Source organism: Nocardia ignorata NBRC 108230, assembly GCF_001612905.1.
Taxonomy (GTDB): domain Bacteria; phylum Actinomycetota; class Actinomycetes; order Mycobacteriales; family Mycobacteriaceae; genus Nocardia; species Nocardia ignorata.
Window position 1 is genome coordinate 89,457 of the sequence record NZ_BDBI01000031.1, and the last position, 26,091, is coordinate 115,547.

Annotated in this window: 22 protein-coding genes; 9 read left to right on the forward strand and 13 right to left on the reverse strand. The window is 68.6% G+C overall.

All coding sequences use genetic code 11. From position 1 onward, the window contains the following. Window position 1 precedes the first annotated feature (1 nt). The 5 genes from NI2_RS25075 to NI2_RS25095 all read right to left on the reverse strand — a co-directional run bounded on the left by NI2_RS25075 (window position 2) and on the right by NI2_RS25095 (window position 6,385). Window positions 2-988: an AAA family ATPase gene (locus NI2_RS25075; RefSeq protein ID WP_067495195.1), complete on the reverse strand. Its 987-nt coding sequence runs from the start codon at window positions 986-988 to the stop codon at window positions 2-4. Further along, window positions 985-2,001 (reverse strand): DUF4129 domain-containing protein, encoded by a 1,017-nt coding sequence (locus tag NI2_RS25080; RefSeq protein WP_067495198.1) that lies wholly within the window; start codon window positions 1,999-2,001, stop codon window positions 985-987. Before NI2_RS25080 ends, NI2_RS25075 begins: the two co-directional genes overlap by 4 nt. Next, the gene (locus tag NI2_RS25085) at window positions 1,998-2,858 is read right to left on the reverse strand and encodes a hypothetical protein (RefSeq protein WP_067495201.1); all 861 of its coding nucleotides are present in this window, start codon (window positions 2,856-2,858) and stop codon (window positions 1,998-2,000) included. Before NI2_RS25085 ends, NI2_RS25080 begins: the two co-directional genes overlap by 4 nt. A gap of 37 nt (window positions 2,859-2,895) precedes the next feature. Further along, window positions 2,896-4,449: an adenylate/guanylate cyclase domain-containing protein gene (locus NI2_RS25090; protein ID WP_243750037.1), complete on the reverse strand. Its 1,554-nt coding sequence runs from the start codon at window positions 4,447-4,449 to the stop codon at window positions 2,896-2,898. Window positions 4,450-4,615: 166 nt separating this feature from the next. Next, window positions 4,616-6,385, reverse strand: coding sequence for a DUF4407 domain-containing protein (locus tag NI2_RS25095; protein ID WP_067495204.1), 1,770 nt, complete (start codon window positions 6,383-6,385; stop codon window positions 4,616-4,618). A gap of 936 nt (window positions 6,386-7,321) precedes the next feature. On the opposite strand from NI2_RS25095, the gene gltB reads away from it, so the two are divergent. The 8 genes from gltB (at window position 7,322) to NI2_RS25135 (ending at window position 18,008) form a co-directional block, all read left to right on the forward strand. Continuing rightward, complete coding sequence (gltB, locus tag NI2_RS25100) at window positions 7,322-11,974, forward strand: glutamate synthase large subunit (RefSeq protein WP_067495207.1); 4,653 nt, start codon at window positions 7,322-7,324, stop codon at window positions 11,972-11,974. Then, the gene (locus NI2_RS25105) at window positions 11,967-13,436 is read left to right on the forward strand and encodes a glutamate synthase subunit beta (RefSeq protein ID WP_067495211.1); all 1,470 of its coding nucleotides are present in this window, start codon (window positions 11,967-11,969) and stop codon (window positions 13,434-13,436) included. The genes gltB and NI2_RS25105 overlap by 8 nt, the downstream gene beginning before the upstream one ends. Before the next feature lie 279 nt (window positions 13,437-13,715). Next, window positions 13,716-14,276 carry a tetratricopeptide repeat protein gene (locus tag NI2_RS25110; RefSeq protein ID WP_067495214.1) on the forward strand — a complete coding sequence of 187 codons (561 nt, stop codon included), beginning with the start codon at window positions 13,716-13,718 and terminating at the stop codon, window positions 14,274-14,276. Window positions 14,277-14,638: 362 nt separating this feature from the next. Beyond that, complete coding sequence (locus tag NI2_RS25115; RefSeq protein WP_243750036.1) at window positions 14,639-15,025, forward strand: hypothetical protein; 387 nt, start codon at window positions 14,639-14,641, stop codon at window positions 15,023-15,025. Beyond that, window positions 15,022-16,026, forward strand: coding sequence for a MarR family transcriptional regulator (locus NI2_RS25120; protein WP_067495216.1), 1,005 nt, complete (start codon window positions 15,022-15,024; stop codon window positions 16,024-16,026). The genes NI2_RS25115 and NI2_RS25120 overlap by 4 nt, the downstream gene beginning before the upstream one ends. Further along, entirely contained in the window at window positions 16,023-16,535 is a 513-nt protein-coding gene (locus NI2_RS25125) for a roadblock/LC7 domain-containing protein (RefSeq protein ID WP_243750035.1), read from the forward strand. Before NI2_RS25120 ends, NI2_RS25125 begins: the two co-directional genes overlap by 4 nt. Before the next feature lie 10 nt (window positions 16,536-16,545). Continuing rightward, window positions 16,546-16,917 carry a hypothetical protein gene (locus NI2_RS25130; protein WP_067495219.1) on the forward strand — a complete coding sequence of 124 codons (372 nt, stop codon included), beginning with the start codon at window positions 16,546-16,548 and terminating at the stop codon, window positions 16,915-16,917. A 191-nt stretch (window positions 16,918-17,108) separates the two neighbouring features. Beyond that, the gene (locus NI2_RS25135; protein ID WP_084457544.1) at window positions 17,109-18,008 is read left to right on the forward strand and encodes a cutinase family protein; all 900 of its coding nucleotides are present in this window, start codon (window positions 17,109-17,111) and stop codon (window positions 18,006-18,008) included. 48 nt (window positions 18,009-18,056) lie between these two features. Here NI2_RS25135 and NI2_RS25140 read toward each other — a convergent pair whose 3' ends face one another. The 3 genes from NI2_RS25140 to lysX all read right to left on the reverse strand — a co-directional run bounded on the left by NI2_RS25140 (window position 18,057) and on the right by lysX (window position 22,488). Then, a complete protein-coding gene (locus NI2_RS25140) occupies window positions 18,057-18,674 on the reverse strand; it encodes a histidine phosphatase family protein (protein WP_067495466.1) in 618 nt (205 codons plus the stop codon). 103 nt (window positions 18,675-18,777) lie between these two features. Beyond that, window positions 18,778-19,098, reverse strand: coding sequence for a hypothetical protein (locus NI2_RS25145; RefSeq protein ID WP_133734150.1), 321 nt, complete (start codon window positions 19,096-19,098; stop codon window positions 18,778-18,780). A gap of 150 nt (window positions 19,099-19,248) precedes the next feature. Then, entirely contained in the window at window positions 19,249-22,488 is a 3,240-nt protein-coding gene (gene lysX, locus NI2_RS25150; RefSeq protein WP_243750050.1) for a bifunctional lysylphosphatidylglycerol synthetase/lysine--tRNA ligase LysX, read from the reverse strand. Window positions 22,489-22,647: 159 nt separating this feature from the next. Between lysX and NI2_RS25155 the strand changes: the two genes are divergently transcribed. Further along, the gene (locus tag NI2_RS25155; protein ID WP_067495227.1) at window positions 22,648-22,869 is read left to right on the forward strand and encodes an RNA-binding S4 domain-containing protein; all 222 of its coding nucleotides are present in this window, start codon (window positions 22,648-22,650) and stop codon (window positions 22,867-22,869) included. Window positions 22,870-22,889: 20 nt separating this feature from the next. Here NI2_RS25155 and rraA read toward each other — a convergent pair whose 3' ends face one another. Genes rraA through NI2_RS25180 form a run of 5 tightly spaced genes read right to left on the reverse strand, consistent with a single transcriptional unit; the run spans window position 22,890 to window position 26,090 of the window. Continuing rightward, entirely contained in the window at window positions 22,890-23,378 is a 489-nt protein-coding gene (gene rraA, locus NI2_RS25160; RefSeq protein WP_067495230.1) for a ribonuclease E activity regulator RraA, read from the reverse strand. Window positions 23,379-23,391: 13 nt separating this feature from the next. Beyond that, window positions 23,392-23,847 (reverse strand): SRPBCC family protein, encoded by a 456-nt coding sequence (locus NI2_RS25165; protein ID WP_067495233.1) that lies wholly within the window; start codon window positions 23,845-23,847, stop codon window positions 23,392-23,394. A 30-nt stretch (window positions 23,848-23,877) separates the two neighbouring features. Further along, window positions 23,878-24,798, reverse strand: coding sequence for a CopD family protein (locus NI2_RS25170; RefSeq protein WP_067495236.1), 921 nt, complete (start codon window positions 24,796-24,798; stop codon window positions 23,878-23,880). A gap of 6 nt (window positions 24,799-24,804) precedes the next feature. Next, window positions 24,805-25,440: a copper resistance CopC family protein gene (locus tag NI2_RS25175; RefSeq protein WP_084476743.1), complete on the reverse strand. Its 636-nt coding sequence runs from the start codon at window positions 25,438-25,440 to the stop codon at window positions 24,805-24,807. Then, window positions 25,440-26,090, reverse strand: coding sequence for a YcnI family copper-binding membrane protein (locus NI2_RS25180; protein WP_067495239.1), 651 nt, complete (start codon window positions 26,088-26,090; stop codon window positions 25,440-25,442). The genes NI2_RS25175 and NI2_RS25180 overlap by 1 nt, the downstream gene beginning before the upstream one ends. Window position 26,091: the final 1 nt, after the last annotated feature.

The following is a 26,091-nucleotide window of genomic DNA, read 5'->3' on the forward strand; positions in this document are numbered from 1 at the left end:
GCTACACCGGAACCGGCACCGAGCCGAGCAACGACGCGAGCACACCCTCGGCACTCACCCCGTCCAGCTCGGCCTCCGGACGCAACTGCAAACGGTGCCGAAGCACCGGGACCGCAACGGTTTTCACATCATCGGGGGTCACGTACCCGCGCCCGTTCAGCCAGGCGAAGGCGCGGGCGGCGGCGAGCAGCGCGGTGGCGCCACGGGTCGACGCACCGTGCGCGACGGCGGGCGAGGACCGGGTGGCCCGGCACAGGTCGACGATGTAGGCGAGCACCTCGGGACTCACCGTCACCTGGCCCACCGCGGCCCGCGCGGCCGCGATGTGCGCGGGCCCGGCGACCGGCTGCAGCCCGGCCGCACCGAGGTCGCGTGGGTCGAAGCCGTTGGCGTGGCGCTGCAGGATGCGGAACTCGTCGTCGCGTTCGGGCAGGCGGATGTCGACCTTGAACAGGAACCGGTCGAGCTGCGCTTCGGGCAGCGGATAGGTGCCCTCCTGCTCGATCGGGTTCTGGGTGGCGATCACCACGAACGGGTCAGGCAGCGGCCGGGGCTGCCCGTCCACCGAAACCTGACGCTCCTCCATCGATTCCAGCAGCGAGGACTGGGTCTTCGGCGGGGTGCGGTTGATCTCGTCGGCCAGCAGCAGGTTGGTGAACACCGGCCCCTGCCGGAAGGTGAACTCGGCCGAATGCGGGTCGTAGATCTGCGACCCGGTGACATCGCCCGGCATCAGATCGGGGGTGAACTGCACCCGCGCGTGCTCGAGGTCGAGCGAGGTGGCCAGCGCGCGCACCAGCAGCGTCTTCGCCACGCCCGGCACACCTTCCAGCAGCACGTGCCCCCGGCACAGCAGCGCGAGCACCAGGTACAGCACGGCCTGATCGTTCCCGACCACCGCCTTACCGATCTCGGTACGCAAGGCGGCCAGCGCCGCCCCGGCCTCGGCCGCGGTCGGCGTCTTCTGCAGGACAGTGTTGTCGGTCATCCGAGCTCCGTCTCGATCCATTCGAGGTGTGCGGCAACGTGGTAGAGGGTCGGTTCGTCGGGCACCGGGCCGAACAGTACGGTGCCGATCCGGGGGGCGGGGGTGTTGAGGCGGGTGGCGATGGTCGCGACGAGTTGGTCGTCGGTTCGGGCGCCGAGGCGTGGCCGGATCCGGCGCAGGGTCGCCGAGCGCAGGATGTGGGCGACGTGGGCCACGTCGCCCGAGCGGCGGTACAGCCCGGCTCGGCCGGTGAGCAGTTCGTTGGCGGCCACTTCCACCGGGCGCGGTTCGCCGACCAATGCGCCGCGTCTGCGGGCCCGCCACCACACCACGACGGCGAAGGCGATGAGCAGTTGCAGGCCGCCGTAGGCCAGCCAGCCGGGCAGGGTGCTGAAGATCGAGTCGCCGCCGACGGGGTCGGGGAGGTCGTCGGGCCGGTCCGGCGGGCTGTCGATGTTCGGTGGCGGGTCGGGCGGGGTCGGTGCGTTGGGTGCGCCGCAGGATTGCAGGCCCGCGTACAGGAGCACGCCCAGGAACAGGATGCCCGCGAGGACGGCCCAGAACCGTGGGTTGCGCAGGATCGCCGGAAGCGGCGGAAGTTGCCGGCGCGGTGCGGGCTCGGTGTCGACGATCTCGATGTCGACCGGCTCCGCGGCCGGCGGTGGCGCGTGCTGGGAGTAGCGGTCGGCGTATTCGAGGTGGCGGTATTCGTCCTCGGTGGCGCGGCGGCCGCCGTACACGACCTCGTCGAAAGTGCTTGCCGCCGGATGCAATTCGGCGGACTGTTCGGGTGGGAGGGCGAGGGTGGCGTCGTCGGCCGTTTCCTGTGCGGTGCGTGAGCGGCGCACCGGCAGACTGCCGTTCTGTTCCAGTCCGCGCAGGACCGCACGGAAGCGTTCCCGTACGGCACGGTCGAAATCGCGGCGGCCCGCGGCGTTCTCGGCTTCGGCGCGATGGTCGGCGGCCGGGCCGAGCCGGGGCGGTGGCGGGGGACCGAACTGGTTGTCGTTCATCGGTTCTCACCCGGAATGCGGATGTCGAGCCCTTCGCGGACACAACGGCGGTCGATGTAGCAGAGCACCCGGCTGGTGGATTCCACGATCTCGGCGACCGTCACCACCAGCAGCAGGCCACCGACCACCAGCGTGATGAAGGCCCATCGGTGGGTGCCGGAGAAGTCCGACAGGAAGAAGGGGATACCGAAGGCGGGCACCGCGAGCACGGCGAACAGCACCCGCTGGGTGAGCCAGAGTCCGCCGATGCTCCAGTTCGCGCCTTCCACCAGTTCTTTCGAGCGGGCGACGGCCTGCCGGTAACCGGCGTTCTCGGCGATGATCGCGGGTTCGGTGACGAGCCGGCGGGCACGCAGATTCGACAGCCAGATCAGGGCGAGCGGGTAGGTGATGACGAGCAGGCTGCCGACCGCCAGTACGCCGATTCCGATGAGCGAGAACATGATCTGCGCGAGCACGAGCGGTCCGCCGTGGTGTGCGGCGGTCCGGATGCCCGCCCGCAGGCCGATGCGCGCGCCGGCGAAGTCGGCCAGCGCCAGGGCGACGGTCGTGCCACGCAGCACCAACCGCGACAACCACCCGAACGCGGCTGTTGCCAGCACCACCGCCCACGCGGTACCCGCATCCGAGCCGTCGGTGAGGTGCGAGACCAGGCCGGTGATGCCGAGAACACCGAGTACGGCGAGGGTGAGCGTTGCCCCCGCGAGCGCGGCCAGCGGCCGAATATGGGCCTGGATCAGGGCGAACGGCTCGTCGAGCAGTTCGCGAAATCGCAGGGGGCGGATCGGGACCGTCGGCGTTTGTGCCGGATCGATGCCCGCCCCGACGGCGCCGACCGTGGTCACGACGGGGCGCACGGCCCGAGTCTAGCGGGGCCCGACCGGGGGAGTGGGTTCACGGAGTGTGCGGAAGGGCTAGGTGGGTGGGTTGCAGGCGGCCACGCAGCGTGACCTGCTCGCCCAGGGTCCAGTGGTTCGCTTCGGTCGGCGCGGACTTGGTGAGGGTGGTCGCGGAGGTGAGCAGGCGTTGTTCGTACTGCTTGGACAGTTCGCACAGGCGGGCCGCCTCGTTGACCGCATCACCGATGACGGTGAACTCGTAGCGGTTGTGGGTGCCCACATTGCCCGCGACCACGCGCCCGGCGGCGACGCCGATGCCCGCGTCCAGATCGGAGGTGTCGCGCAGGCGGCGCTGGATGGCCCGGGCACACGAAAGGGCTTGCCCCGCCGCGTCTTCCAGCGGCGCGGGAGTGCCGAAGATGGCGAGGGCCGCGTCGCCTTCGAACTTGTTGAGCAGGCCGCCGTGGCGTTCCACCTCGTCGACGACGATGTCGAAGAAGCGATTGAGGATGCCGACGATCTCGGGCGCGGGGAGAGTGGCGGCCATGGTCGTCGAGCCGATGATGTCGATGAACAGGGCGGCGGCCTCGGTTTCGGTCCCGCCGAGGACGGGGCGCGAGGCGATGGCCGCCATGGCGACATCGTGGCCGACGTGTTTCCCGAACAGATCTTCGATCATGGCGCGTTCACGCAGGCCGTGCACCATGTGGTTGAAACCGCTCTGCAGCTCACCGAGTTCGGTGCCGTCGTAGAGCGTGATCTCGGCGTCGAGGTCGCCGTTCTCCACCCGGCGCAACGCCTGGCGCACACCACGGATCGGCGCGACCGTCGCGGCGACGACCTGCGCCATGAGCACCATGCCGAACAGCAACGCCGACCCGCCGAGACTGAGCACGCACACCGCCAGGCGCGCCTTGCTCACCTGGGGATCGGCCAGCGCCCAGATGGCGACGACCATCGCCAGCGCCACCGGTACACCGACACCGACCAGCCACGACAGCATGGTGCGCCCGAACACGCCGATGCCGCGACGGCGTTGCGGATCGGCTTGCAGCACCCGCGCGGTGACGGGCCGCAGAGCGAATTCGACGATCAGATAGCTGTTGGCGCACACCACGATCGCGGCCGACCCGATGGCGAGGATGAGCTTGGGAATCAGCCTCGGCTCGATCACGCCGTACACAACGGTGAGCACGATGAGCGCCAGGGTCCACAGCATCGCCTGCTGCAGCACCATCCAGCGGGGCGCAGAGACGGTGACGCGCTGTTCGGCCGGTGTCGGCACGTGGTCGGGATCGGTGGCCCAGCGCATGGTGCGCAGCCCGGCGACGGTCCCCCACACGGTGCCGATCGCGAGCGCGACCACCGCGCACAGCGGCGTGAAGACGGCGTTCACCAGCAGCAGCCGCCCGGTGAACATGCTCGGCCCCGGCAGCACGAACCCCGCGAGCACGATCGTCATCGCGATACCGATGAGGTTGGCGATGAGCAGGGGAGCGGTGAGCAGCAACTGCACCCGCACCCGGCGGATGGCCGCCTTCTCCTCGGCGGGTCCGAGCAGGGGTGAACCCCAGGGTGAAGACGTCCCGGAGCGTACGTCGCTGATCACATTCGAACTGTAAACCGAACCGACCTGAACAGGCGAACCTGTTAGCTAGGTCACTGAGTATTCAGGTGAGTATAACAACCGTTGACCGAGCATTTTGTCGTTCACATTCGGATCTGATCGGTGCGATCGATCACCGCTGACGCCCAGTGAACAGATGTCCACTGATCTATCGAGCAGGCGGCAGCTGACGCTGCTGACCGCCCGGCAGCTCGTGGGCGTCCGACCCGGCCAGCTCGCCCTGACCGGCGGCGGGCAGCGCCGTGCCCTGTCCCGCGGGCAACGCGGTGTAGCTCGGCTGCCCAGGGTACTGACGCGGATCCGGGTGGTAGTTCCGGCCGGGCGCGTCCACCACATTCGACGCGATCTGCTGCGCGTACGGGTTGTACTGCGGCTGTGGATAACCCGCGGGCAGGTAACCCTGCTGCCCGGGCGCCAGCTGGTACGGCTGCTGCGGCGCCTGCTGGAACTGCTGCTGCGAGTCCTGGGTATCGACGGTCACCTTACGGCTGCGGCGCAGCGTGAAGGTCACCTCCTCGACCTCTTCGAACGCCTGTCGCGCCGTCCGCAGCGGATGCGTGGCCGAGTCGATGGCATTGGCGACGAACGACGGGACCAGCGGCCGGATCCAGCGCGCGGCGGTGTCGGTGAACGGCACGGTCCCGATGATCGGCAGCTCCAACCCGCCCCCGCCGGTCGGCGCCTGCGGCGGTGCCTGCTCGGCGGGTACCAGCGCACCGGCCTGGCCGTGCGGCAGGGCGTGCGGGAGGTATCCGGCGGGCAGCTGCTGCTGCGAAGTCGGCTCCAGAGCCACGGACTCGTCCTTTCGATGCGGCTCGGTGTACCCGAGCTCGAAACCGCCGATCGCGGCGATGATCCTGGTTCGCTGACGTTCTCGATCGATCACGCCGTCGGCCTCGATGGCCAGTCGTTGCGAGTCGAGTTCCTGCTCGGCCCGCAGCACCGCCGTCTCGGTGCGCACCTCGGCCTGTTTCACCGCGATGGCGGCGTCGGCGGCGCGTTCGGCCCGGTCGGCGATCTCGTCGGCGGCGACCTTGCGGTCCAGCGCGGTCTCCCCACGCCACCAGCGCAGCAGCAGCGGCGACAACGCCAGCGCGATTCCCGCGACCAGCATCAGCAGGCGAAGCGCGGCGCCGCCGAGGTGATCGGCGGTGTAGCCGTTCATGGCCAGCCAGCGGGCGCCGATCCCGCGATCGCCCTCGGCGAAGGCGTCGGCGCGGGCCGCGGCCAGCTCGGCCGTTTCGGCGCGCACGCGCTGGTCGAGGCCGTCGGTGCGGGCCTGTGCGGCGGCGAGCTGCTTGCGGGCGTCGTCGAGCATCTCGTTGGCGGTCTGGGCCTCGGGTCCACGACCGGGGACACCGGTGATGCGGGTCTGCGGGCACTCCGGGGTCGGATTGAACTCGCAGCGCGCGATGACGAGGTTGCGGTCGATGTCGGCCTGCGCGGTCGCGATGGACGCGTCGAGGGCGGCGCGGTCGGCGACGGCGAGGTCGTACTCGGCGCGCGCGGTGACGACGGCAGGCGCGTGTTCGGCATCGGCGTGGGCGCGCACGTCCAGCTCGCGGTCGACGGTCCCGCCGAGCAGCACGGTGGTGGCCAGCTCGGCCACGAACACCCCGGCCAGCACGCCGATTCCGACGCGCGCGGCGGTGCCGCGCCGGTCGTCGGTGGTGTTCCTGGTGGCGAGCGCCCGTCCGATCGCACCGGCTGCCACGGCGGCGAGCAGCGCGAGCACGGCGACGAAGAAGAACCCGATCCCGTCGGCGGCGGCGAGCGCGACGGCGGTGACCAGCCCTGCGACCACGGCGAACACCGCCACCGCGGCGCCGGTGACGACATATCCGGCGTGTTCGGGCCCGATGTCGTCGCGCGAAGGCGTGGCGAGGCCGCCGCCGAGCCAGGCGAGTGTGCCGGTCATACCTTCTCCCCGGTTCTTTCGCGTGGCGAAACTGTCATGTATTCGTGGTGTCAGCGTGACAGGCCCGGCGCCGCCACACCGAGCGGCGAAGCGGTATTTGTGGTCAGCCTCACAGATCCGAACTCCCGGCATCGCGCCGGCAGTCGGTGTGGGCCGCCGACCTCGGCGTGTCGGTCCCGGCGAGCCGCATCGGCGCCCGTTCCGGGGACCTCGTGTGGCGAACGACACTGCCGCGCGTTAGCTGGATATGTGCTGTGAAGAGCGTCTCACTCGCAGACCGTACGGTCGGCTGGCTACCAGGGCATGTCGGGGCGCTGTCGGGAATATCTCACCGCCGACGGCCCTGGTTAGCGGGAAACCATAGGTTTGACCTGCGCTTTGCTGGGGAATCCTGCTGCGATGCAGGTGAGTTCGGTCGAAGGTCACACGCCTCCGGCCGGTACCCACTCGCCCGTCGACGATGTTCGCGCAGGTCGGCGCCGGTTCTGCGGGATCGATCCGGCCTCGTGCCTGCTTTACACTGGACGACGCGCGTGACGATACGGGCTGCCGTTACAAACCCCAGCTAGACAGGGTTACTAAGCCCAACCTTAGTTGGTTGGGCCTGCGGTCTGACTTATCGTTTGCTCTTACGCCGAACGCACCCTTGTTCGGCACAACCACCTGTTCGGGGTCCGGTGAAACCGGGCCAAGAGTAGCGGGTGAAACCCCGCGCGGAGGTAAGGGACATGTAAGCGTCCCGTTACCTCTGAGCACCCCCACTACGTCAACGAAGCGGGTGGACAACTGGAGACGTGACTGCACGCCGCAAACCATCATCGCCGCTGGTTTCGGATCGTACGGACGCAGTCTTGACGGAGGCGAAACGACGAAGGGTCCACGCTCAGCTTGCTGGGTGGCCGATCATCGACAGCCGACTTTCTTGAAGGCAGAGGCATGACGCAACTTCCTGGCCACAGGTCACCCGGTGTCACCGGGCTCTACGATCCGGCATACGAGCACGACGCCTGCGGCGTCGCATTCGTCGCCGACATGCACGGACGACGCAGTCGAGACATCGTCGACAAGGCCATCACGGCACTGCTGAACCTGGAGCACCGAGGTGCCGCCGGCGCGGAGCCGAACTCCGGCGACGGCGCGGGCATCCTGATCCAGCTCCCGGACAAGTTCTTCCGCGCGGTTGTGGACTTCGAGTTGCCCGAGGCGGGTTCCTACGCCACCGGTATCGCCTTCCTCCCGCAGGCCCGCCGCGAAGCCGCGCGCGCCGCCTACGGCGTCGAGAAGATCGTCGCCGAAGAGGGCATGGCCGTGCTCGGCTGGCGTGCGGTCCCGATCGACGAGTCCTCGCTCGGCGCGCTGGCCCGCGACGCCATGCCGACCTTCCGTCAGCTGTTCATCGGCTCGCCCAAGAACTCGGCCGAGCAGCTCTCGGGCATGGACCTGGAACGTCGCGCCTACGTGATCCGCAAGCGCATCGAGCACGAGCTCGGCAACGCGGGTCCCGGTGAGGGCGCCGTCGGCAAGGAGTCGGTGTACTTCCCGAGCCTGTCCGGCGAGACCTTCATCTACAAGGGCATGTTCACCACGCCGCAGCTACGCGCGTTCTACCTGGACTTACAGGACGAGCGCGTCGAGTCGGCCATCGGCATCGTGCACTCGCGCTTCTCCACCAACACCTTCCCCTCGTGGCCGCTGGCGCACCCGTTCCGCCGGGTCGCCCACAACGGTGAGATCAACACCGTCACCGGTAACGAGAACTGGATGCGCGCGCGTGAGGCGCTGCTGCGTTCGGACGTGTTCGGCAAGGACGAGGCGGGCAACAACCGCCTGAACAAGATCTTCCCCGTCTGTACCCCCGGCGCGAGCGACACCGCGCGCTTCGACGAGGTGCTCGAACTGCTGCATCTCGGCGGGCGCGACCTGCACCACGCGATCATGATGATGATCCCCGAGGCGTGGGAGCGTAACGAGAACATGGACCCCGCGCTGCGGGCGTTCTACGAGTACCACTCGATGCTGATGGAGCCGTGGGACGGCCCGGCCTCGGTCTGCTTCTCCGACGGCAAGAAGATCGGCGCCGTGCTCGACCGCAACGGTCTGCGCCCGGGCCGTATCTGGGTCACCGAGGACGGCCTGGTCGTGCTGGCGTCCGAGGTCGGCGTGCTCGACATCGATCCGTCGACCGTCGTCCAGAAGATCCGCCTGCAGCCGGGCAAGATGTTCCTGGTCGACACCGAGCAGGGCCGCATCGTCACCGACGCCGAGATCAAGTCGGAACTGGCCGCCGCCGAGCCGTACCAGGAATGGCTGGACGCGGGCGTGAGCCGCCTGGCCGACCTGCCCGACCGCCCGCACGTGCACATGTCGCACGACCGCGTGCTCATTCGTCAGCAGATCTTCGGCTACACCACCGAGGACCTGAGTCTGCTCATCACCCCGATGGCCAAGACCGGTGGTGAGGCGCTCGGCTCGATGGGCACCGACACCCCGATCGCGGTGCTGTCGAACCGGTCGCGCCTGCTGTTCGACTACTTCTCGCAGCTGTTCGCGCAGGTCACCAACCCGCCGCTGGACGCCATCCGCGAGAAGGTCGTCACCAGCCTCAAGCGCAACATCGGCCCCGAGGCCGACCTGCTGCACCCCGGCCCGGAGTCGTGCAAGCAGATCGCGCTCGAGCAGCCGATCCTCGACAACGACGAGCTGGCCAAGCTGGTCCACATCAACGACGACGGCAGCCACCCCGAGCTGCGTTCGGTCGTGGTCCGTGGTCTGTACCCGGTCGCCGAGGGCGGCGAGGGTCTGCGCAGGTCCCTGGCGGCCATCAACACCCAGGTCTCGGCCGCGATCGACGGCGGCGCGCGCATCATCGTGCTGTCCGACCGCGAGTCCAACGAGAAGCTGGCGCCGATCCCGTCGCTGCTGCTCACCTCGTCGGTGCACCACCACCTGGTGCGCGAGCGCACCCGCACCATGGTCGGCCTGGTTGTGGAGGCCGGTGACGCCCGCGAGGTGCACCACATGGCCGCCCTCGTCGGCTTCGGTGCCGCCGCGATCAACCCGTACATGGCCTTCGAGTCCATCGAGGACATGCTCGAGCGCGGCTCGCTCTCGCTGCCCGCGAGCACCGGCGACCTGGCCGCCGACTACCGCAAGGCCGTCGCGAACTACTGCACCGCGGCCAGCAACGGCGTGCTCAAGGTGATGTCGAAGATGGGCATCTCCACCCTCGCCTCCTACAACGGCGCCCAGCTGTTCCAGGTCATCGGCCTGGCCCAGGACCTGGTCGACGAGTACTTCACCGGCCTGCGCTCGCCGCTGGGCGGTATCGGTCTCGACGAGATCGCCGAAGAGGTGGCCATCCGCCACCGCACCGCGTTCCTGGAGAACCGCAACGAGCGCGCCCACCGCGAGCTCGAGGTGGGCGGTGAGTACCAGTGGCGTCGCGAGGGCGAGTACCACCTGTTCAACCCGGACACGGTGTTCAAACTGCAGCACGCCACCCGCACCGGCCAGTACTCGATCTTCAAGGAGTACACCAAGCTGGTCGACGATCAGTCCGAGCGCCTCGCCGCGCTGCGTGGTCTGTTCAAGTTCAAGAAGGGCGTGCGCGCGCCGATCTCGATCGACGAGGTCGAGTCCGCCCGCGAGATCGTGAAGCGGTTCTCGACCGGCGCGATGAGCTACGGCTCGATCTCGGCCGAGTCGCACGAGACCCTCGCGATCGCGATGAACCGTCTCGGTGCCCGCTCCAACTCCGGTGAGGGCGGCGAGAGCCCCGCTCGCTTCGAGGTCGAGGAGAACGGCGACTGGCGTCGTTCGGCGATCAAGCAGGTCGCGTCGGGTCGCTTCGGCGTCACCGCGCACTACCTGACCAACGCCACCGACATCCAGATCAAGATGGCCCAGGGTGCCAAGCCGGGTGAGGGCGGTCAACTGCCCGCGCACAAGGTGTACCCGTGGGTCGCCGAGGTGCGGCACTCCACGCCGGGCGTCGGCCTGATCTCGCCGCCGCCGCACCACGACATCTACTCGATCGAGGATCTGGCGCAGCTGATCCACGACCTGAAGAACGCGAACCCGCAGGCTCGGATTCACGTGAAACTTGTCGCGGAGCCGGGTGTCGGCACCGTCGCCACCGGTGTGTCCAAGGCGCACGCCGACGTCGTGCTCATCTCGGGCCACGACGGCGGTACCGGTGCTTCGCCGCTCACCTCGCTCAAGCACGCGGGTGGACCCTGGGAGCTCGGCCTGGCCGAGACCCAGCAGACGCTGCTGCTCAACGGCCTGCGTGACCGCATCGTGGTCCAGGTCGACGGTCAGATGAAGACCGGCCGCGACGTGATGATCGCCGCGCTGCTGGGCGCCGAGGAGTTCGGTTTCGCGACCGCTCCGCTGGTCGTCTCGGGCTGCGTGATGATGCGCGTGTGCCACCTCGACACCTGCCCGGTGGGTATCGCCACCCAGAACCCGGTGCTGCGCGAGCGTTTCACCGGCAAGCCGGAGTTCGTCGAGAACTTCATGCTCTTCATCGCCGAGGAGGTGCGTGAGCTGCTCGCCGAGCTGGGCTTCCGCACGCTCGACGAGGCCATCGGCCGGGTCGACCTGCTCGACACCGCCAAGGCCAAGGAGCACTTCAAGGCAGCCAAGCTCGACCTGTCCCCGATTCTCGACATGCCGGAGACGGCGTTCATGAACCAGGACACCCGCTGCACCGGCACCCAGGACCACGGCCTGGACAAGGCGCTGGACAACGAGCTGATCGCCCAGGCCGCGCCCGCGCTCGAGCGTGGCAAGGCCGTGAAGATCGAAACCAAGATCACCAACGTGAACCGCACGGTCGGCACCATGCTCGGCCACGAGGTGACCAAGCTCTACGGTGGCGCGGGCCTGCCCGACGACACCATCGACATCACCTTCAACGGTTCGGCGGGCAACAGCTTCGGTGCGTTCGTCCCGGCCGGTATCACGCTGCGCGTGCAGGGTGACGCCAACGACTATGTCGGCAAGGGCCTCTCGGGTGGCCACATCGTGGTCCGCCCGTCGCTCGACGCGCCCGCCGGCTTCGTCGCCGAGGACAACATCATCGCGGGCAACGTGATCATGTTCGGCGCCACCAGCGGCCGCATCCTGATCAACGGTGTCGCGGGCGAGCGCTTCGGCGTGCGTAACTCCGGCGCCACCGCGGTCGTCGAGGGTGTGGGCGACCACGCGCTCGAGTACATGACCGGTGGCCGCGTGGTCATCCTCGGTGGCACCGGCCGCAACCTCGGTGCAGGCATGTCGGGTGGTGTGGCGTTCGTCTACGACCCGGAGGGCACGCTCGCCGAGCGGGTCAACCCGGATCAGGCCGATGCGATCGAGCAGCTCTCCGGTGACGACTTCACCTGGCTGCGCGACATCATCAGCACCCACCGCGACGAGACGGGTTCGGCTGTGGCCGAACGCATCCTGAGCGACTGGTCCCAGCAGGTGAACCACTTCGTGAAGGTCATGCCCCGCGAATACAAGAAGGTTCTGCTCGCCATCTCCGAAGCCGAGAAGAGCGGCAAGGACGTTGACGAGGCGATTATGGAGGCGGCTCGTGGCTGACCCACAAGGATTTCTGAAGCACACCTCGCGGGAACTCCCGGCGCGTCGACCGGTCGAGCTGCGTCTGCTCGACTGGAAAGAGGTCTACGAGGACAAGTTCTCCCACGAGACCCTGCAGAAGCAGGCCAGCCGCTGCATGGACTGCGGTATCCCCTTCTGCCACAACGGTTGTCCGCTCGGGAACCTGATTCCCGAGTGGAACGACCTGGTGTACAAGGACTCGTGGCGCGAGGGCATCGACCGGCTGCACGCCACCAACAACTTCCCGGAGTTCACCGGGCGGCTGTGCCCGGCGCCGTGTGAGGCGTCGTGCGTGCTCGGCATCAACCAGCAGCCGGTGACCATCAAGCAGGTCGAGGTCGAACTCATCGAGAACGCCTTCGACGAGGGCTGGGTCACCCCGGTGTACCCGACCCGCCTGACCGGCAAGAAGATCGCCGTCGTCGGTTCGGGCCCGGCCGGTCTGGCCGCCGCCCAGCAGCTCACGCGTGCCGGTCACACCGTCACCGTGTTCGAGCGCGACGACCGCATCGGTGGTCTGATGCGCTACGGCATCCCGGAATTCAAGATGGAGAAGTCGGTCATCGACCGCCGTCTGGCGCAGATGGAGGCCGAAGGCACCATCTTCAAGACCGGCGTGAACGTTGGTGTCGACATCACCGCCGAGCAGCTGCGTGAGCGTTTCGACGCGATCGTGCTCGCCGGTGGCGCCACCATCGCCCGTGACCTGCCGATCCCGGGCCGTGAGCTCGACGGCATCCACCAGGCGATGGAGTTCCTGCCGCTGGCCAACCGCGTGCAACTCGGCGACGACATCACCGACTCCGAAGGCCTGCCGCCCATCCACGCGAAGGGCAAGAAGGTCGTCATCATCGGTGGTGGCGACACCGGCGCCGACTGCCTCGGTACCTCGCACCGCCACGGTGCCGAGTCGGTGCACCAGTTCGAGATCATGCCCCGTCCGCCGGAGGAGCGCGCAGGCTCCACCCCGTGGCCGACCTACCCCCTCATGTACCGGGTCTCCTCGGCGCACGAGGAGGGCGGCGAGCGCGTGTTCTCCGTGAACACCGAGCGTTTCGTCGGCAAGGACGGCAAGGTCACCGGCCTCGAGGCCCACGAGGTCACGATGGTCAACGGCCGTTTCGAGAAGGTCGAAGGCACCGACTTCACCCTCGAGGCCGACCTGGTGCTGCTGGCCATGGGCTTCGTCGGCCCGCAGAAGCCGGGCCTGCTGACCGACCTGGGCGTCGGCTACGACGGCCGCGGCAACGTCCAGCGCGACAAGAACTGGGCCACGAACATCCCCGGCGTCTTCGTCGCAGGCGACATGGGTCGCGGCCAGTCGCTCATCGTCTGGGCCATCGCCGAGGGCCGCGCCGCCGCGGCCGCCGTCGACAAGTACCTCGAGGGCGAAACCGCGCTCCCCGCGCCGATCCCCCCGACCGCTGTCGCCCAGCGGTAATCAGTTCGACCCGAGGCGCCCACGGACCAGCCGGTCCGTGGGCGCCTTTGTCGTCGCACCGCAGGTGACGCCGGAGTTTGCCAGGGATATGCGTCGGGTATGAATCCTTATGGCGCTCAAAGACTTAGGGGTGCCGATAATGGACGTGGCCGATCTTCCTTGCAGCACATAGACTTTCCGTGACGAGGTGTACGGGAGATCCGAGGGGGAGCTGTGCCGTTGCCGCCGGGAACGTTGGCGTATCTGCGCCGCGCAGCAGAGCGCGGTGACGGTACCGCTATGCACAACCTTGCCCACTTCTACCACGATCACAGCGATTACGAGGGTGCCCAGTACTGGTTCCGGCGGGCGGCGGCGGCGGGGCATACGCGCTCGATGAACAATCTCGCGGTGTTGCTCGATCAGTTCGGGGAGCTGGCCGAGGCCGAGATCTGGTATCGGCGGGCGGCGGCGGGCGGCAACGCCAACGCCATGTACAACCTGGCGACCATGCTGTATCAGAGCGGCGATATCGCCGAGGCCGAGACCTGGTACCACCACGCGGCACTCGCGGGGCACGTGGACGCCATGTACAACCTGGCGCGCTTGCTCGAGGACGACAACCGGCTCGACGACGCCGAAGCGTGGTACGACGAGGCGGCCGCGGCGGGCGACATCGACTCGATCAACAATCTCGGTCTGCTGCTGCGCCGTCGGGGCGCGATCACGGCGGCCCGGCGCTGCTTCCGGCGCGCCGCCGATCTCGGTCATCCGAAGGCGATGGCCAATCTCGCCGCGCTGCTCGAATCCGAAGGGGCGCATCGGGAAGCCGAATCCTGGTATCGCCGCGCGGCCGGCTGATCCAGCCTGCCCCGAACACAGCTCTTCGACACGGTTCTGTCCTGTCATCGACTACCACTCGAGTTGGGGCACCCGCTGAGTGGCGCTGATGTGCATTCGCACTATGGCGAGTTCTGCGAAGACTATTAAAACGGAAGTTCGCCACCGGGTCGCTGAACGATGGAAACCGGGCTTGACCATGGGCTTCGAGCGATGTCGGCGAACCAGTCCGGAGGTTACCGAAAAGTATTGATACCGAGCGGTTTTCCAGCAACCATCAGCAAACTTCGGGGACGCAGTAATTTTCCCGCGTTCGGGATGCGGAAATTTGCGGGCGGGTATAGCGTCTCGTGCTGTCGAACATTTTCGAGGACAGACCGGGGGTGCGGGTGAATTCTCTCGACGGCTGCCTGAAACGCATCATGGAGATTCCCGGTGCGTGCGGCGTGACGCTGGTGGACGGTGCCAGCGGGCTGGCGGTGGCCGCCGTCGGTGCGCACGACATTGTCGACGAGCACGAGGACGCCGCGGGAACCACCGACGTCATGCGGACGGTCCTCGCGTGCACCGCGCTCTCGAGCACCGCCGCCGACGACGATGTCCGTGAGCTGATCGTCTGCCGCGACAAGGGCTTTCACCTGCTGCACCTGCTCGACGGCGATTTCGAGGGAAGACTCTTCGTCCACGCGGTATTCGACGGCGCCGCCGCCAATCTGGGAATGGCGCGCTACCAGCTCAAGGCCGCGCTGGAAGAAATGGCGGGCCGATGAGCGCGGCCCTCGCCGAAGAACTCCAGCGGCTCGAAGAACAGGGCTCCACCGGGATATTGCGGGCGGGCGACGGCGAATTCCATTTGGCCCGTGGCGCTATCGCCTCGGTCGGTTGCCGGCGCACCATCGGTCTCGACCGGCTGGCCGTCGAGGCCGGTGTCGCGACCGACGAGGACCTGCGCCGTGCCCGCGCGGGCGAGCCGGGTGCGCTGCTGCGCCGCCCACGCCTGGAGACCCTCGCCAGGCTCTCGGCCTACGACGCGGCCTACTTTCTGCTCGAAACCGAAGCGGAAGCGGAATTCGTTCCGACGGAGGAGCACTGGCTCGCTCCGGTGTGCCGGATCGCGCCGCACGCACTGGTGAGCGAATGCGCGCGGCGCCGACGCCCTGACGCCGGTCCGTGGACCGCCGACATGGTGTCGACGGTCCCCGTCTCGCCCGCGCACCGGCCACGTCGCAAACGCACGGTCCTCACCGTCGGCCAGGCCGAAGTGCTCGCCGCCGCCGACAACCATCGGACCATCGCCGACATCGCTCGCGAGCTCGGCCGCACCACCTACGGCTGCCTCGTCGCGGTCCGCGACCTGACCAGAGCCGGGTTGATCGAGGCCCCGGAGTCGGTCCACACCGAGCCCGAGCGTCGCACCCGCCACCTCCCCGCGGCGTCGCTGCCCGCGCGCGGCCGCCACGCGGCACGCTCAGGCGCCGGTTATGCCGCAGCACAGCAGAACTCAGGCACCGGACCGCCGCTTCCGCGCCGCGTCCCCGCACCGGTTGCCCCACCCACTTCGGGCAGGCACGCGCTCGTCGAGGAAGCGAGCGCGGCCGCCCGGACCCACGACGCGACAACTCCGACTCCGGGCACGACCGCCCGGACCGCGGACCGGAACTCCCGCGGCGCGGACACCTACTCCTGGTCACCCCCGGTAGACCGAACCTGGCAGCAGGTGGATCGCGCGCTCCTGATCCGCATCAGGACGGCGTTGGCGGAGCTGGCATGACCGGGCGCAGGAAGCTGCTCGGCGAGTGGAGGGGAAAGTTGACCAAAATGCCGCTGCCCGAACGTGAGCCGACCGGTTCGGAGCTCACGGGGCCCACCCCGTACGGCCAGGACCAGACCACACGACCGCTGCCGCAGAGCTACCCGGCCGTCCAGGCCGAGCTCACCGCCCTGCGCGAGCGCGTCCCACACCTCACCGGCACGGTCGTCGCCTCGAGCGACGGCCTGCTCATCGAACACGACCTACCCGCCCATATCGAACCGGCCGGGATGGCGGCGCTGGCCGCCGCACAGCTGTCGCTGTCGTACCGGTTGGCGAGCACCGCGCACGGTGGTGGTTTCAACGAGGTCGTCGTGCACGGCAGCGACGGGCAGGTGGTGATCTACGCCGCCGGGTACACCGCGCTCACCGTGGTCGCGGGCCCGGATGTGAACGTCGGCCGGCTCCACCTGGAGTCGCGTCCGGTAGCTCGCGCCATCGCCGCTCATCTGGCGGCGGCGCACGATTGAAAGGTACGACATGTCGAATATGGATCTGGCGCTCAAGGACATGATGGTGATCGACGGCGCGATCGGCGCCGCGGTCGTCGACTACAGCAGTGGCATGGCCCTCGGAATGCTCAGCAGCAGCAAGTCGTTGGACCTGCAGGTCGCGGCGGCGGGCAACACCGAGGTGGTGCGCGCGAAGCTGCGGACCATCGAGCAGCTCGGTCTCAACGAGGAGATCGAGGACATGCTCATCACCCTCTCGGGCCAGTACCACGTGATACGGCCGATGACCGGCCGCAAGTCCAAGGGGCTTTTCCTCTACCTGGCGCTGGATCGCACCCGCGCCAACCTCGCCCTGGCCCGCCACCGGCTCAAGGGTATCGAGGAGGACCTCGAGGTCTAGGCCGACGCGGGCCGGGTGAGCGCGGGGCTCACTCGGCCGAAATGAATTCTGTCACAACGATCGGACAAGCTCGTCATACTCGTGTGGCACAGGCGTGGCGGTACCTCTATTGTGATTCGCGGCGAGGTCTGGGAGCCACACGTAAAACGGGGTTTGCTCTCCAGCGGCGAGCAAGGTGGAACTGGAGCGGTATGCAGGTGAAGAAGATTGTCGCGGCGCTCGGTGCGTCCGCGGCGATGTTGTCCGGAATCGTTGTCGGCAGCGGGAGTGCCAGCGCGGCGCCTGCCTGCCCGAGTCTCTACGTCGTCGCCATTCCCGGCACATGGGAGACCGGCATCGACAAGCCGCCGGGGCCCGGCATGCTGTCCGGCGTCACCAACGGGTTGCCGCGCAATGTCGACGTCGACTACGTGACCTACGCGGCGACCGCCTTCCCGTGGGAGGGCGATGTCTACGGCAATTCCAAGAAGCAGGCGGTGAATTCGGCGCGCGGCCTCATCTCGGCCAAGCTCGCGCAGTGCGGTGACACCAAGGCGGCCCTTGTCGGCTACAGCCAGGGCGCCGACGCCGCGGGTGATCTCGCGGCCGAGATCGGCACCGGGCTCAGCACCATTCCGGCCGATCGGGTGGCCGCGGTCGGCCTGATCTCCGATCCGCGCCGCGCGCCGGGCGACGTGCAGGTGGGCCCGCATGCCCAGGGCGCGGGCGCCGGTGGCGCGCGGCCGGGCGGCTTCGGCTGGCTCAGCGACCGCACCCGCACCATCTGCGCGGTCGACGATCTGTACTGCGCCACCGCGACCGACGATTTCGTCACCCGGTTCGCGGGCTTCCTGGCGCAGAGCTCGGACGCCAACCCGGCGAACATGTGGCGCTACCAGATCGAGGCGGGCGCGATCATGCAGGATCTGATGGCTCACGGCGGTGTGCCGGTGCTGCAGGCGCAGCTCTCGGACGCGGCGAACCAGAAGCGGGCCAAGGATCTCGAGCAGTTCTACAAGTCGCAGGCGCACCACCTGTACGGCAGCTACTCGGTGGGTGGCGGACACACCGCCATCACCTGGATGCGCGACTGGATCGCCTCGCACGCCTGAGTTTTCGCAGGTGAAGCCGGGTGCGGGAGTTTCTCGCACCCGGCTTTTCTATGTCGTGCGGGCGAGGTTGCGCGGCAGCAGATCCCACACGTGGCCGGACTCGTTGATCGTCGCCGCCGTTCGGGTGCCGCTGCGCGAGTAGAGGATCCGGGTGATCGAGCAGTAGTCGACAGGGAAGGTGAGCGGACGGGCCAGGCCGAGGATGTCGGCGAGCAGCACGTTGACGACCCCGCCGTGGGCGAAGGCGACGACCGTCTCGGTGTGCGGGGTGGCGGCCACGAGTTGTTCCACGGCGTTCAGCACGCGACGGGTGAAGGCGGGTCCGTCGATCTGCTCGGGCAGCAGACCGGCCTTGATCCGGGTGTAGGCGTCGGCGAATTCGGTCTTGGCGTCTTCGATCGGGATGTAGGCGGGCAGATCCCGGTCGTATTCGGCGAGGTCGTCGATGATGTCGACGGGCAGGTCGCGGGCGAGCGCGGTCGGTGCGGCGGTATCGCGGGCACGGCGCTGGGGGCTCGACACGATGCGGGTGATCTCGTGGGCGGCCAGCGCGGCAGGGACCCGCTCGGCCTGACGGCGACCGATATCGGTGAGACCGGGATCGGCGGCGGTGGTACTTGTGACGACCTTGTCGGGCTGGGCATGACGCACGAGAATCAGCTGCACGTCACCCACTGTGCCCCATGACGGGGCGTCTTGTCCGTCCAGGGCGGCCGAGTGCGGAACCGCGGCGGCGCGTGTGCGCTGCCGCGAGCCCGGCGACATCAGATCATGGCTGGCCGTACGGGGGCTGACCGTAAGGCGGCTGACCACCCTGACCCGGCCCACCGCCGTAGGGCGGCTGGTTCGGCGGCTGGTCGTTCTTCTTCTTGTTCTTGAGCATGAAGACGAGGCCGACGATGGCGAGGACGACCAGCAGGCAGCACACGCCGCCGATGATGAGACCCTTGCTGCTCTTCTTCCCCTTCTTCTTCGCGGCCAGTTCGGTGACCAGGTCCGAGCCGGCGAGCGTGTCGATGCTGCCCGCGAGCACCTGTGGGTCGACCAGTGCGGCCGATGTCAGCAGGTCAAGGTACATATTCTTCCCCATCCGATGGTGTGTTGTCCCGGCATCCTCCCGGTGCCGGAACATCCGAGAGTACTGCTGTCGCTGCGAGTTTCGTTCGGAATACCGCAGGACGCAGTGGTTCATCGCTGTGTCGCGCAAGATCGTTTACAGCCGAGGTCCGTGTACCCGATTTCAGCGCGGTTTCACCAACGGAAACGGCAGAGTCTCGCGGATGCCGCGTCCGGTGATGAACATGACCACCCGGTCGACCCCGATACCGAGGCCGCCGGTCGGCGGCATGGCGTGCTCGAGGGCCTGCAGGAAGTCCTCGTCGAGCTCCATCGCCTCGGGGTCGCCACCGGCGGCGAGCATGGACTGTTCGGTGAGGCGGCGCCGCTGTTCGACCGGGTCGGTGAGCTCGCTGTAGGCGGTGCCGAGCTCGACTCCCCAGGCCACCAGATCCCAGCGTTCGGTCACGCCTGCGGTGCTGCGGTGGGACCGGGTCAGGGGTGAGACCGAGGTGGGAAAGTCCAGGTAGAACGTCGGCTCGGTGGTTTTCGCCTCCACCAGGTGCTCGTACATCTCCAGCACCACCTGGCCGGTGTCCCAGCCGCGCTGATAGGTGACACCGGCGGTGTCGCACAGCTCCCGCAAGCGAGTGAGGTCGGTCGCGGCGGTCACCTCGGTGCCGAGGGCCTCCGACAGCGCGCCGTGCACCGTGCGCACCCGCCATTCGCCGGAGATGTCGACCTCGGTGCCGTCGGGGCGCAGCACCACCTCGGCGCCGTTGGCCGCGACCGCCGCGTCCTGGATCAGACGGCGGCACAGCTGCATCATCCGCAGATAGTCGCTGTGCGCCTCGTACGCCTCGAGCATGGTGAATTCCGGGTTGTGGCTGTAGTCGACGCCTTCGTTGCGGAAGGTCCGCCCGATCTCGAACACCTTCTCGATGCCGCCGACGCACAGCCGTTTGAGGTACAGCTCGGGCGCGATGCGCAGGTACAGGTCCAGGTCGTAGGCATTGATATGGGTGCGGAACGGAGTGGCGTTGGCGCCGCCGTGAACCTGCTGCAGGATCGGTGTCTCCACCTCGAGGAAACCCCAGTCGTGCAGTGACTCACGCAGCGAGTGCAGGACGGCGCTGCGTTTGGCGAGCAGTTCGCGGCTGTCGGCGTTGATCGCCATGTCGACGTAGCGGCGCCGGACCTTGGCCTCCGGATCGGTGAGGCCACGCCATTTGTCGGGAAGCGGGTGCAGGCACTTGCCGTTCATCCGCCAGTCCTGGGCCAGCAGCGACAGTTCGCCGCGTCTGCTCGTGCCGATCCGGCCGCTCACCTCGATGAGGTCACCGAGGTCGAAGTCGGCGCTGAATTCGCCCGCGCGGGCACCGACCCGTTCGCGGTCGATGAGTAGCTGGATATCACCGGTCCAATCGCGGACCACCGCGAAGATCACCCCGCCGTAGTCGCGGATGCGGGTGATCCGACCGGCCACCCGAACAGTTGTCCCGTGCGGGCAGCGGCGTGCGTCGGCGATGGTGTGGGTGGGTGGATAGGCGGCGGGGTAGGGGTCGACGCCGCTCGCGGTGAGGCGGTCGAGGGTGGTCATCCGCACGCGGACCTGTTCGGGACGGCGTGGTCCGGACTCCTCGTCGGCGTCGATGTCGTCGGGGGCGCTGCCGTCGGCGTGCAGGCCGGTGACCGTCGCCGGAACGGCGGGCGTGGTCCCGGTGTGGACAGCCGGGTCGGGTTGTGGGCCCAGGCGCGGCAGGAACCCTTCGGCCAGTCCGCTCGCCATCGCGACCCGTGGCAGTTGCCTGCGGTCCTCGTACAGGAAGAACCGTGGCACCCAGCGCGGGTGGTACTTCACGTTCGAGCGGTACAGCGCCTCGAGCTGCCACCAGCGCGAGAAGAACAGCAGCACACCGCGCCACGCGCGCAGCACCGGTCCGGCACCGATGCGGCCGCCCTCGGCGAACACCGAGCGGAACACCGCGAAGTTCAGCGAGATCCTGGTGATGCCGTACTGGTCGGCATCGAGGGCGAGCTGCGAGATCATCAGCTCCATCACGCCGTTGGGGCTCGCGGGATCGCGGCGCATCAGTTCCAGCGACACCCCCGTGCGTCCCCACGGCACGAACGAGAGCATCGCGTGGATCCGTTCGTCGTGGTCGATGGCCTCGACCAGCAGGCAGTCGCCGTCGAGTGGGTCGCCGAGGCGGCCGAGCGCCATCGAGAAACCGCGTTCGGTCTCGGTGTCGCGCCAGGCGTCGGCGCGTGCGATCACCTCGGCGAATTCGGCAGGCGATATCTCGCTCGCCCGGCGCACCCTGATTCCGAAGCCGTTCTTGCGCAATCTGTTCGCGGCTTGGCGCACGGGCTTCATGGCGGGGCCTGCCAGCGAAAATGTGCGGGTGTCGAGCACGGCTTCGTCGCCGAGGCGCAGCGCCGACAGACCCGCCTGCTGATACGTCAGCGCGCCCTGCTCACTGGCACCCATCACCGCCGGCGCCCAGCCGAATCGGTCGGCCTGCTCGAGCCAGGCCCGGACGGCTTGCGGCCAGCCCTGTTTCGGCCCGATCGGATCACCGGCCGCCAGACAGACGCCGAGCTCCACGCGATAGGTGATGGCCGCCTTGCCGTTCGGGGCGAAGACCACCGCGCGGTCGCGGCGGGTGGCGAAGTAACCGAGCGAGTCGTCCACGTCGCCGGTCGCGAGCAGGCCGCGCAGCGCGGACTCGTCGAGCGCGGTCATGGCGTTGCCTGCCCGTTGTGACCGCAGCAGCACGATCACGGCGGCGATCAGCGCGAGGGCGCCGAGCAGGCCGAGCACGAAATCCACCCAGCTCGGCGGGTGCCCGTCGAAGTGTTCGTTGTCGACCAGGACGGCCGCGGTCACCCGCGACACCGCCCACAGCGGTCGCTGCGCACCACGCGGCAGCGAACCGGGGAACAGCTCGACCAGACCCCAACCCAGCAGGCACCCGAACGCACAGCCGCCGACCAGCACGGCGAGCGCCTTGCGCACCGCACCCGGGCGCACCCGGGTGTAGAACTCCGCGCGGGCGGCGATCAGGATCGCCAGCACCACACCGTGCACGAGGAACGCCACCAGCGGATCCAGCTCCCGCGTGCTCGCGTAGTCGACGATGTTGGTGATCGCGTACAGCGTCAAGTAGATGACGAGTAACCACCACGCCACCCGTTTGCGGCTCGCCGCCGCACCGGCCAGCAACCCGACGACCAGCGCCCACACCAAGCTCGTGTCGGGCGCGTCGAAATAGTGGGTGTCCACATAATCGCGCGGCACCTCGGTGAGCTGCCGCAACCCTGGTGACAGGCTCCAGAGCGCGCACAGCACCGCGAACACACCGAGCACCAACCCGGTGATGTGCGGTACCTCCGAGAACCTGCCATGCGCGCGATGGGGCACTCGGTCGACAGAGCTGCTGGGGTGTTGCTCGGCCCGCGTGGAAGTCACCGATCCAGTGTGCGTGCCCGCGGGTGTGAACCGCAGGGGGTCGCCGACGGCGTGTTCGTCACCGTGGGCCCGGTGGACGACCGGATTTCCCGACGGGGTAAGTATTAGCGCATGTCGGAACCAGTGGACGTGCCGATCGATGACGAGGTCATCCGGCTCGGGCAATTCCTCAAACTGGCCAACCTGATCGATTCCGGTTCGGAGGCCAAGTCGGTGATCGCCCAGGGTCTGGTCCGGGTCAACGACGAGGTGGAACTGCGCCGCGGCAGGCAACTGCAGGTCGGCGACGTGGTTGTCCTAGCAGGTCACAAGGTGCGGGTCAGCGAGGGCTGACCCGCACCCTCTGCGAGTTCTCAGTCCTCCGCGCGGACGACGACGCCGTCGTGGTCGCTGTAGAGCATCTCGCCCGGCACGAAGGTGATGCCGCCGAACTCCACCGGCACGTCGCGTTCGCCGCTGCCGGTCTGGGTGCTCTTGCGCGGGTTGGTGCCCAGCGCCTTCACCCCGATGTCGAGGGTGCGCAGGATGGCCGAGTCGCGCACGGCGCCGTTGACGACGACGCCCGCCCAGCCGTTGTCCACGCCGCGGCCCGCGATGATGTCGCCGACCAGCGCGGTGTGCACGCTCGCCCCGCCGTCGACGACCAGCACCTTGCCCTCGCCCGGCTCGCCGAGGGTCTGCTTCACCAGCAGATTGTCCTGGAAGCAACGGATCGTGGTGATCCGCCCGGCGAACGCTTGACGGCCACCGAACTGGATGAACTGGGTATCGCAGCTGCGGATCTCGGGGCCGATCTCATCGGCCAGATCGGCGGTTGCCACTACATTCGCTGATTCGGTCATGACGCCGATTGTGTCAGGTGGTCGGACGGTGGGCCTTCTCGATCTCGCTGATGAGGGCCTCGGTGGTGTGTTTCACGGCGATCTTGATGAACGGTTCGATGGTCCGGCCGAGCATCTTGCCCGCGATACCGCCGGGCACGAAGTACTGGATGTGCGCGTCGATGGTGCTGGTGTCGGTGCCCTTGGGCGTGAAGACGAACGTCGAGAGGATCTCGAATCCCTTGATCGACTTGGTGCCGATCACCGAGCCCTCCTCCCAGCGCACCACTTCGATGCGGGAGGTGAGCGAGGCGGGGCCGAGTTTCATCTTCCCGTCGAACTTCGCGCCCACACCTTCGGTCTGTTCGGTGACCGGGGTGAAGGACTCGATGCCGTACCAGAATTTCGGCAGGTTGCGATAGTCGTTGACAAAGGCGAATGCCGTCTCGGCGGGCGCTGCGCAGTCTTCGACAATCCTCACGTCGCTCATACCGGCAACTGTAATGCGTTTGTATGGCGTCTAAGCGGTCACGGCCAGTGTGGCGGCCAAGCCGAGCGCCACCGCCATGAGCGTCACCTCGATCGCCGCGTTGCGGACCGACACGTCGGCGGTGACGCGGTGCTCGGCGGCCCGGCCCACCCAGGTGCGCCGCCACCACCAGCCGAGCCCGGCGAGCATCGCGAGCACGACCACCTTGGCCAGCATGATCCGTCCGTAGCCGGTGGTCACCAAAGCAGGGACCGAGCCGAGGCGGACGAGGCCGTCGATGAGCCCGGTCACCGCGATCACCGCGACCAGCGGCGCGGCGGCGGTCGAGTAACGGGGCAGCGCGTTCGCCCAGCCGCCGCGCGTGCGCACCACGAGTGCCAGCGCGAGCAGCAGCCCGAACCACGCCGCCGCGGCGAGGGCGTGCACCGCGACGAGCACCGATCCGAGCACCTGCTGCGACATGTGCCCGGTGATGGGTCGCAGGGCGAGCGCGACCGCCGCGAACACCAAGACCAGGTCGGCCGAGGCGTCGTCGGGCCTGCGGAACGCCCACGCGGCGTAGCAGGCGACGGCGGCGGTGCAGAACAGGATGGCGATCCCGATCTGCCCGCCGCTGAGCCTGCCGAGGAACGTGCCGAATTCGCCCGCGGCGAGTTCGTGCACCGGCACGCCGACGATGCCCGCCGCCTCGCACACCAGCACGGTGAACTCGGCGCCCAGCCAGATCGTGGCCAGCACCGCGACCGACCGCCACGCCACCGCGAGCCGGTGGTCGAGGCGGGGCAGCGCGGCCAGCCCGAGCACCGTCGCGCCCGCGCCGTCGGCGATCACCCGCGCACCCGCCGCCGCCGGGAAACCGCCGGTCCGGCGCAGTATCCAGGCGAGCATCACCCCGGCGAGCGCGGCGACGACGACCGGACCAAGCACTCGCCACCGGCGTCCGGTCGTCATCGGCGGCTACTTCTTGCGGCCGGTACCGAGCAGCGCCACCGCGAGACCGACGCCGAACAGCACGACACCACCGGCGACGAACACCCACACGGGCACGCCACCGGACTCCTCGCCGTCGGAGCCCTCGTCCTCGCCCGGCTTGGCGCCCGGTGTCCCGGTGCCTTCCTCGGTCAGGGTGAAGGTCCGCGTCCCGCTGACGGGATGACCGTCGGCGGAGGTCACCCGGAACGCCATGGTGTATTCGCCGACCGGCCCGAGTTCACCCACTTCCACGCTCACCGTGCGACCTTCGACCACCGGCTTGCCCTTGGACCACAGCCGACCGTCCGGACCGACCACCGTCAGCGACGGAAACGTCTGCTGCAGTTCCTCGTTGAAGGTGATGCTCGCGCGTGCCGGGCCTGCCTCGATCGACGAACCGTCCTCGGGAACGCTGCTCACGGCACCGGAGTGCGCGTTCGCGATGCCGGTCGCGCCGAAGATCAGGGCGAACAGGCCGGCGACCAGGGTGACGGCGAACCGCCGCGCCAGGCGCCGCCGCGCCGAGCGATTGATCTCGGCCACAACCTCGTTCGGCACGACGGTCTGGGGCGGGGTCTGTCGCGAGCGCCCGGACACCGCAGGAGTCTGACAGCGTTCCATCACGACTTCCTCGACCGCGCGACGAGTCCGAGACCGAGCGCGGCGGCGAACAGGCCGAGTGCCAGGCCGATACCGCCGGTCCAGCGAGCCACCGAGTCGGACTCCGCTTCGGCGGGCTCGTCGGTGGCGACGTGGTGGTCACCGCCGTCGGAACCACCCGATTCGCTGAGTGCCAGTGTGGGCGCCGGGTATTCGGGCTCCGCGCCGTTCGTGCTCGGCTGGTCCCAGGCGACGACCTTGCCGTCGCTGTAGGTCTGCCGCGCGGGGAAGGTCACCTCGTCCTGGGTGGGCAGCGGTCCGAGCGAGAGCACGAAACGCTGGAACTGACCCGGTCCGACACCGGGGTTGCCCGGCTCGGCGGTCCAGGCGACGGCCACCGCCTCGCCCTTGTCGTTGCGTTCGATGCGCGAGGACCAGCCCGGCATCGGCTCGGTGCGAACGCTTTTCAGGTTCGGCACGGTGACGCTCACCGAGGTGGTGGAGGCGGTGTCGGATTCGTTGGGCACCTTGAAGGTGGCAACGGTGTACTTGCCCTTGGCGGCGCCGGGCGCGTCGACGGTGACGTGCGCCGCCGCCGAACCGCAGGCGGCTAGCACGAGAGCGGCCGCGAGACCGGCCGTCGCCGTCCCACGGGTGATGAAGTTGTGCATG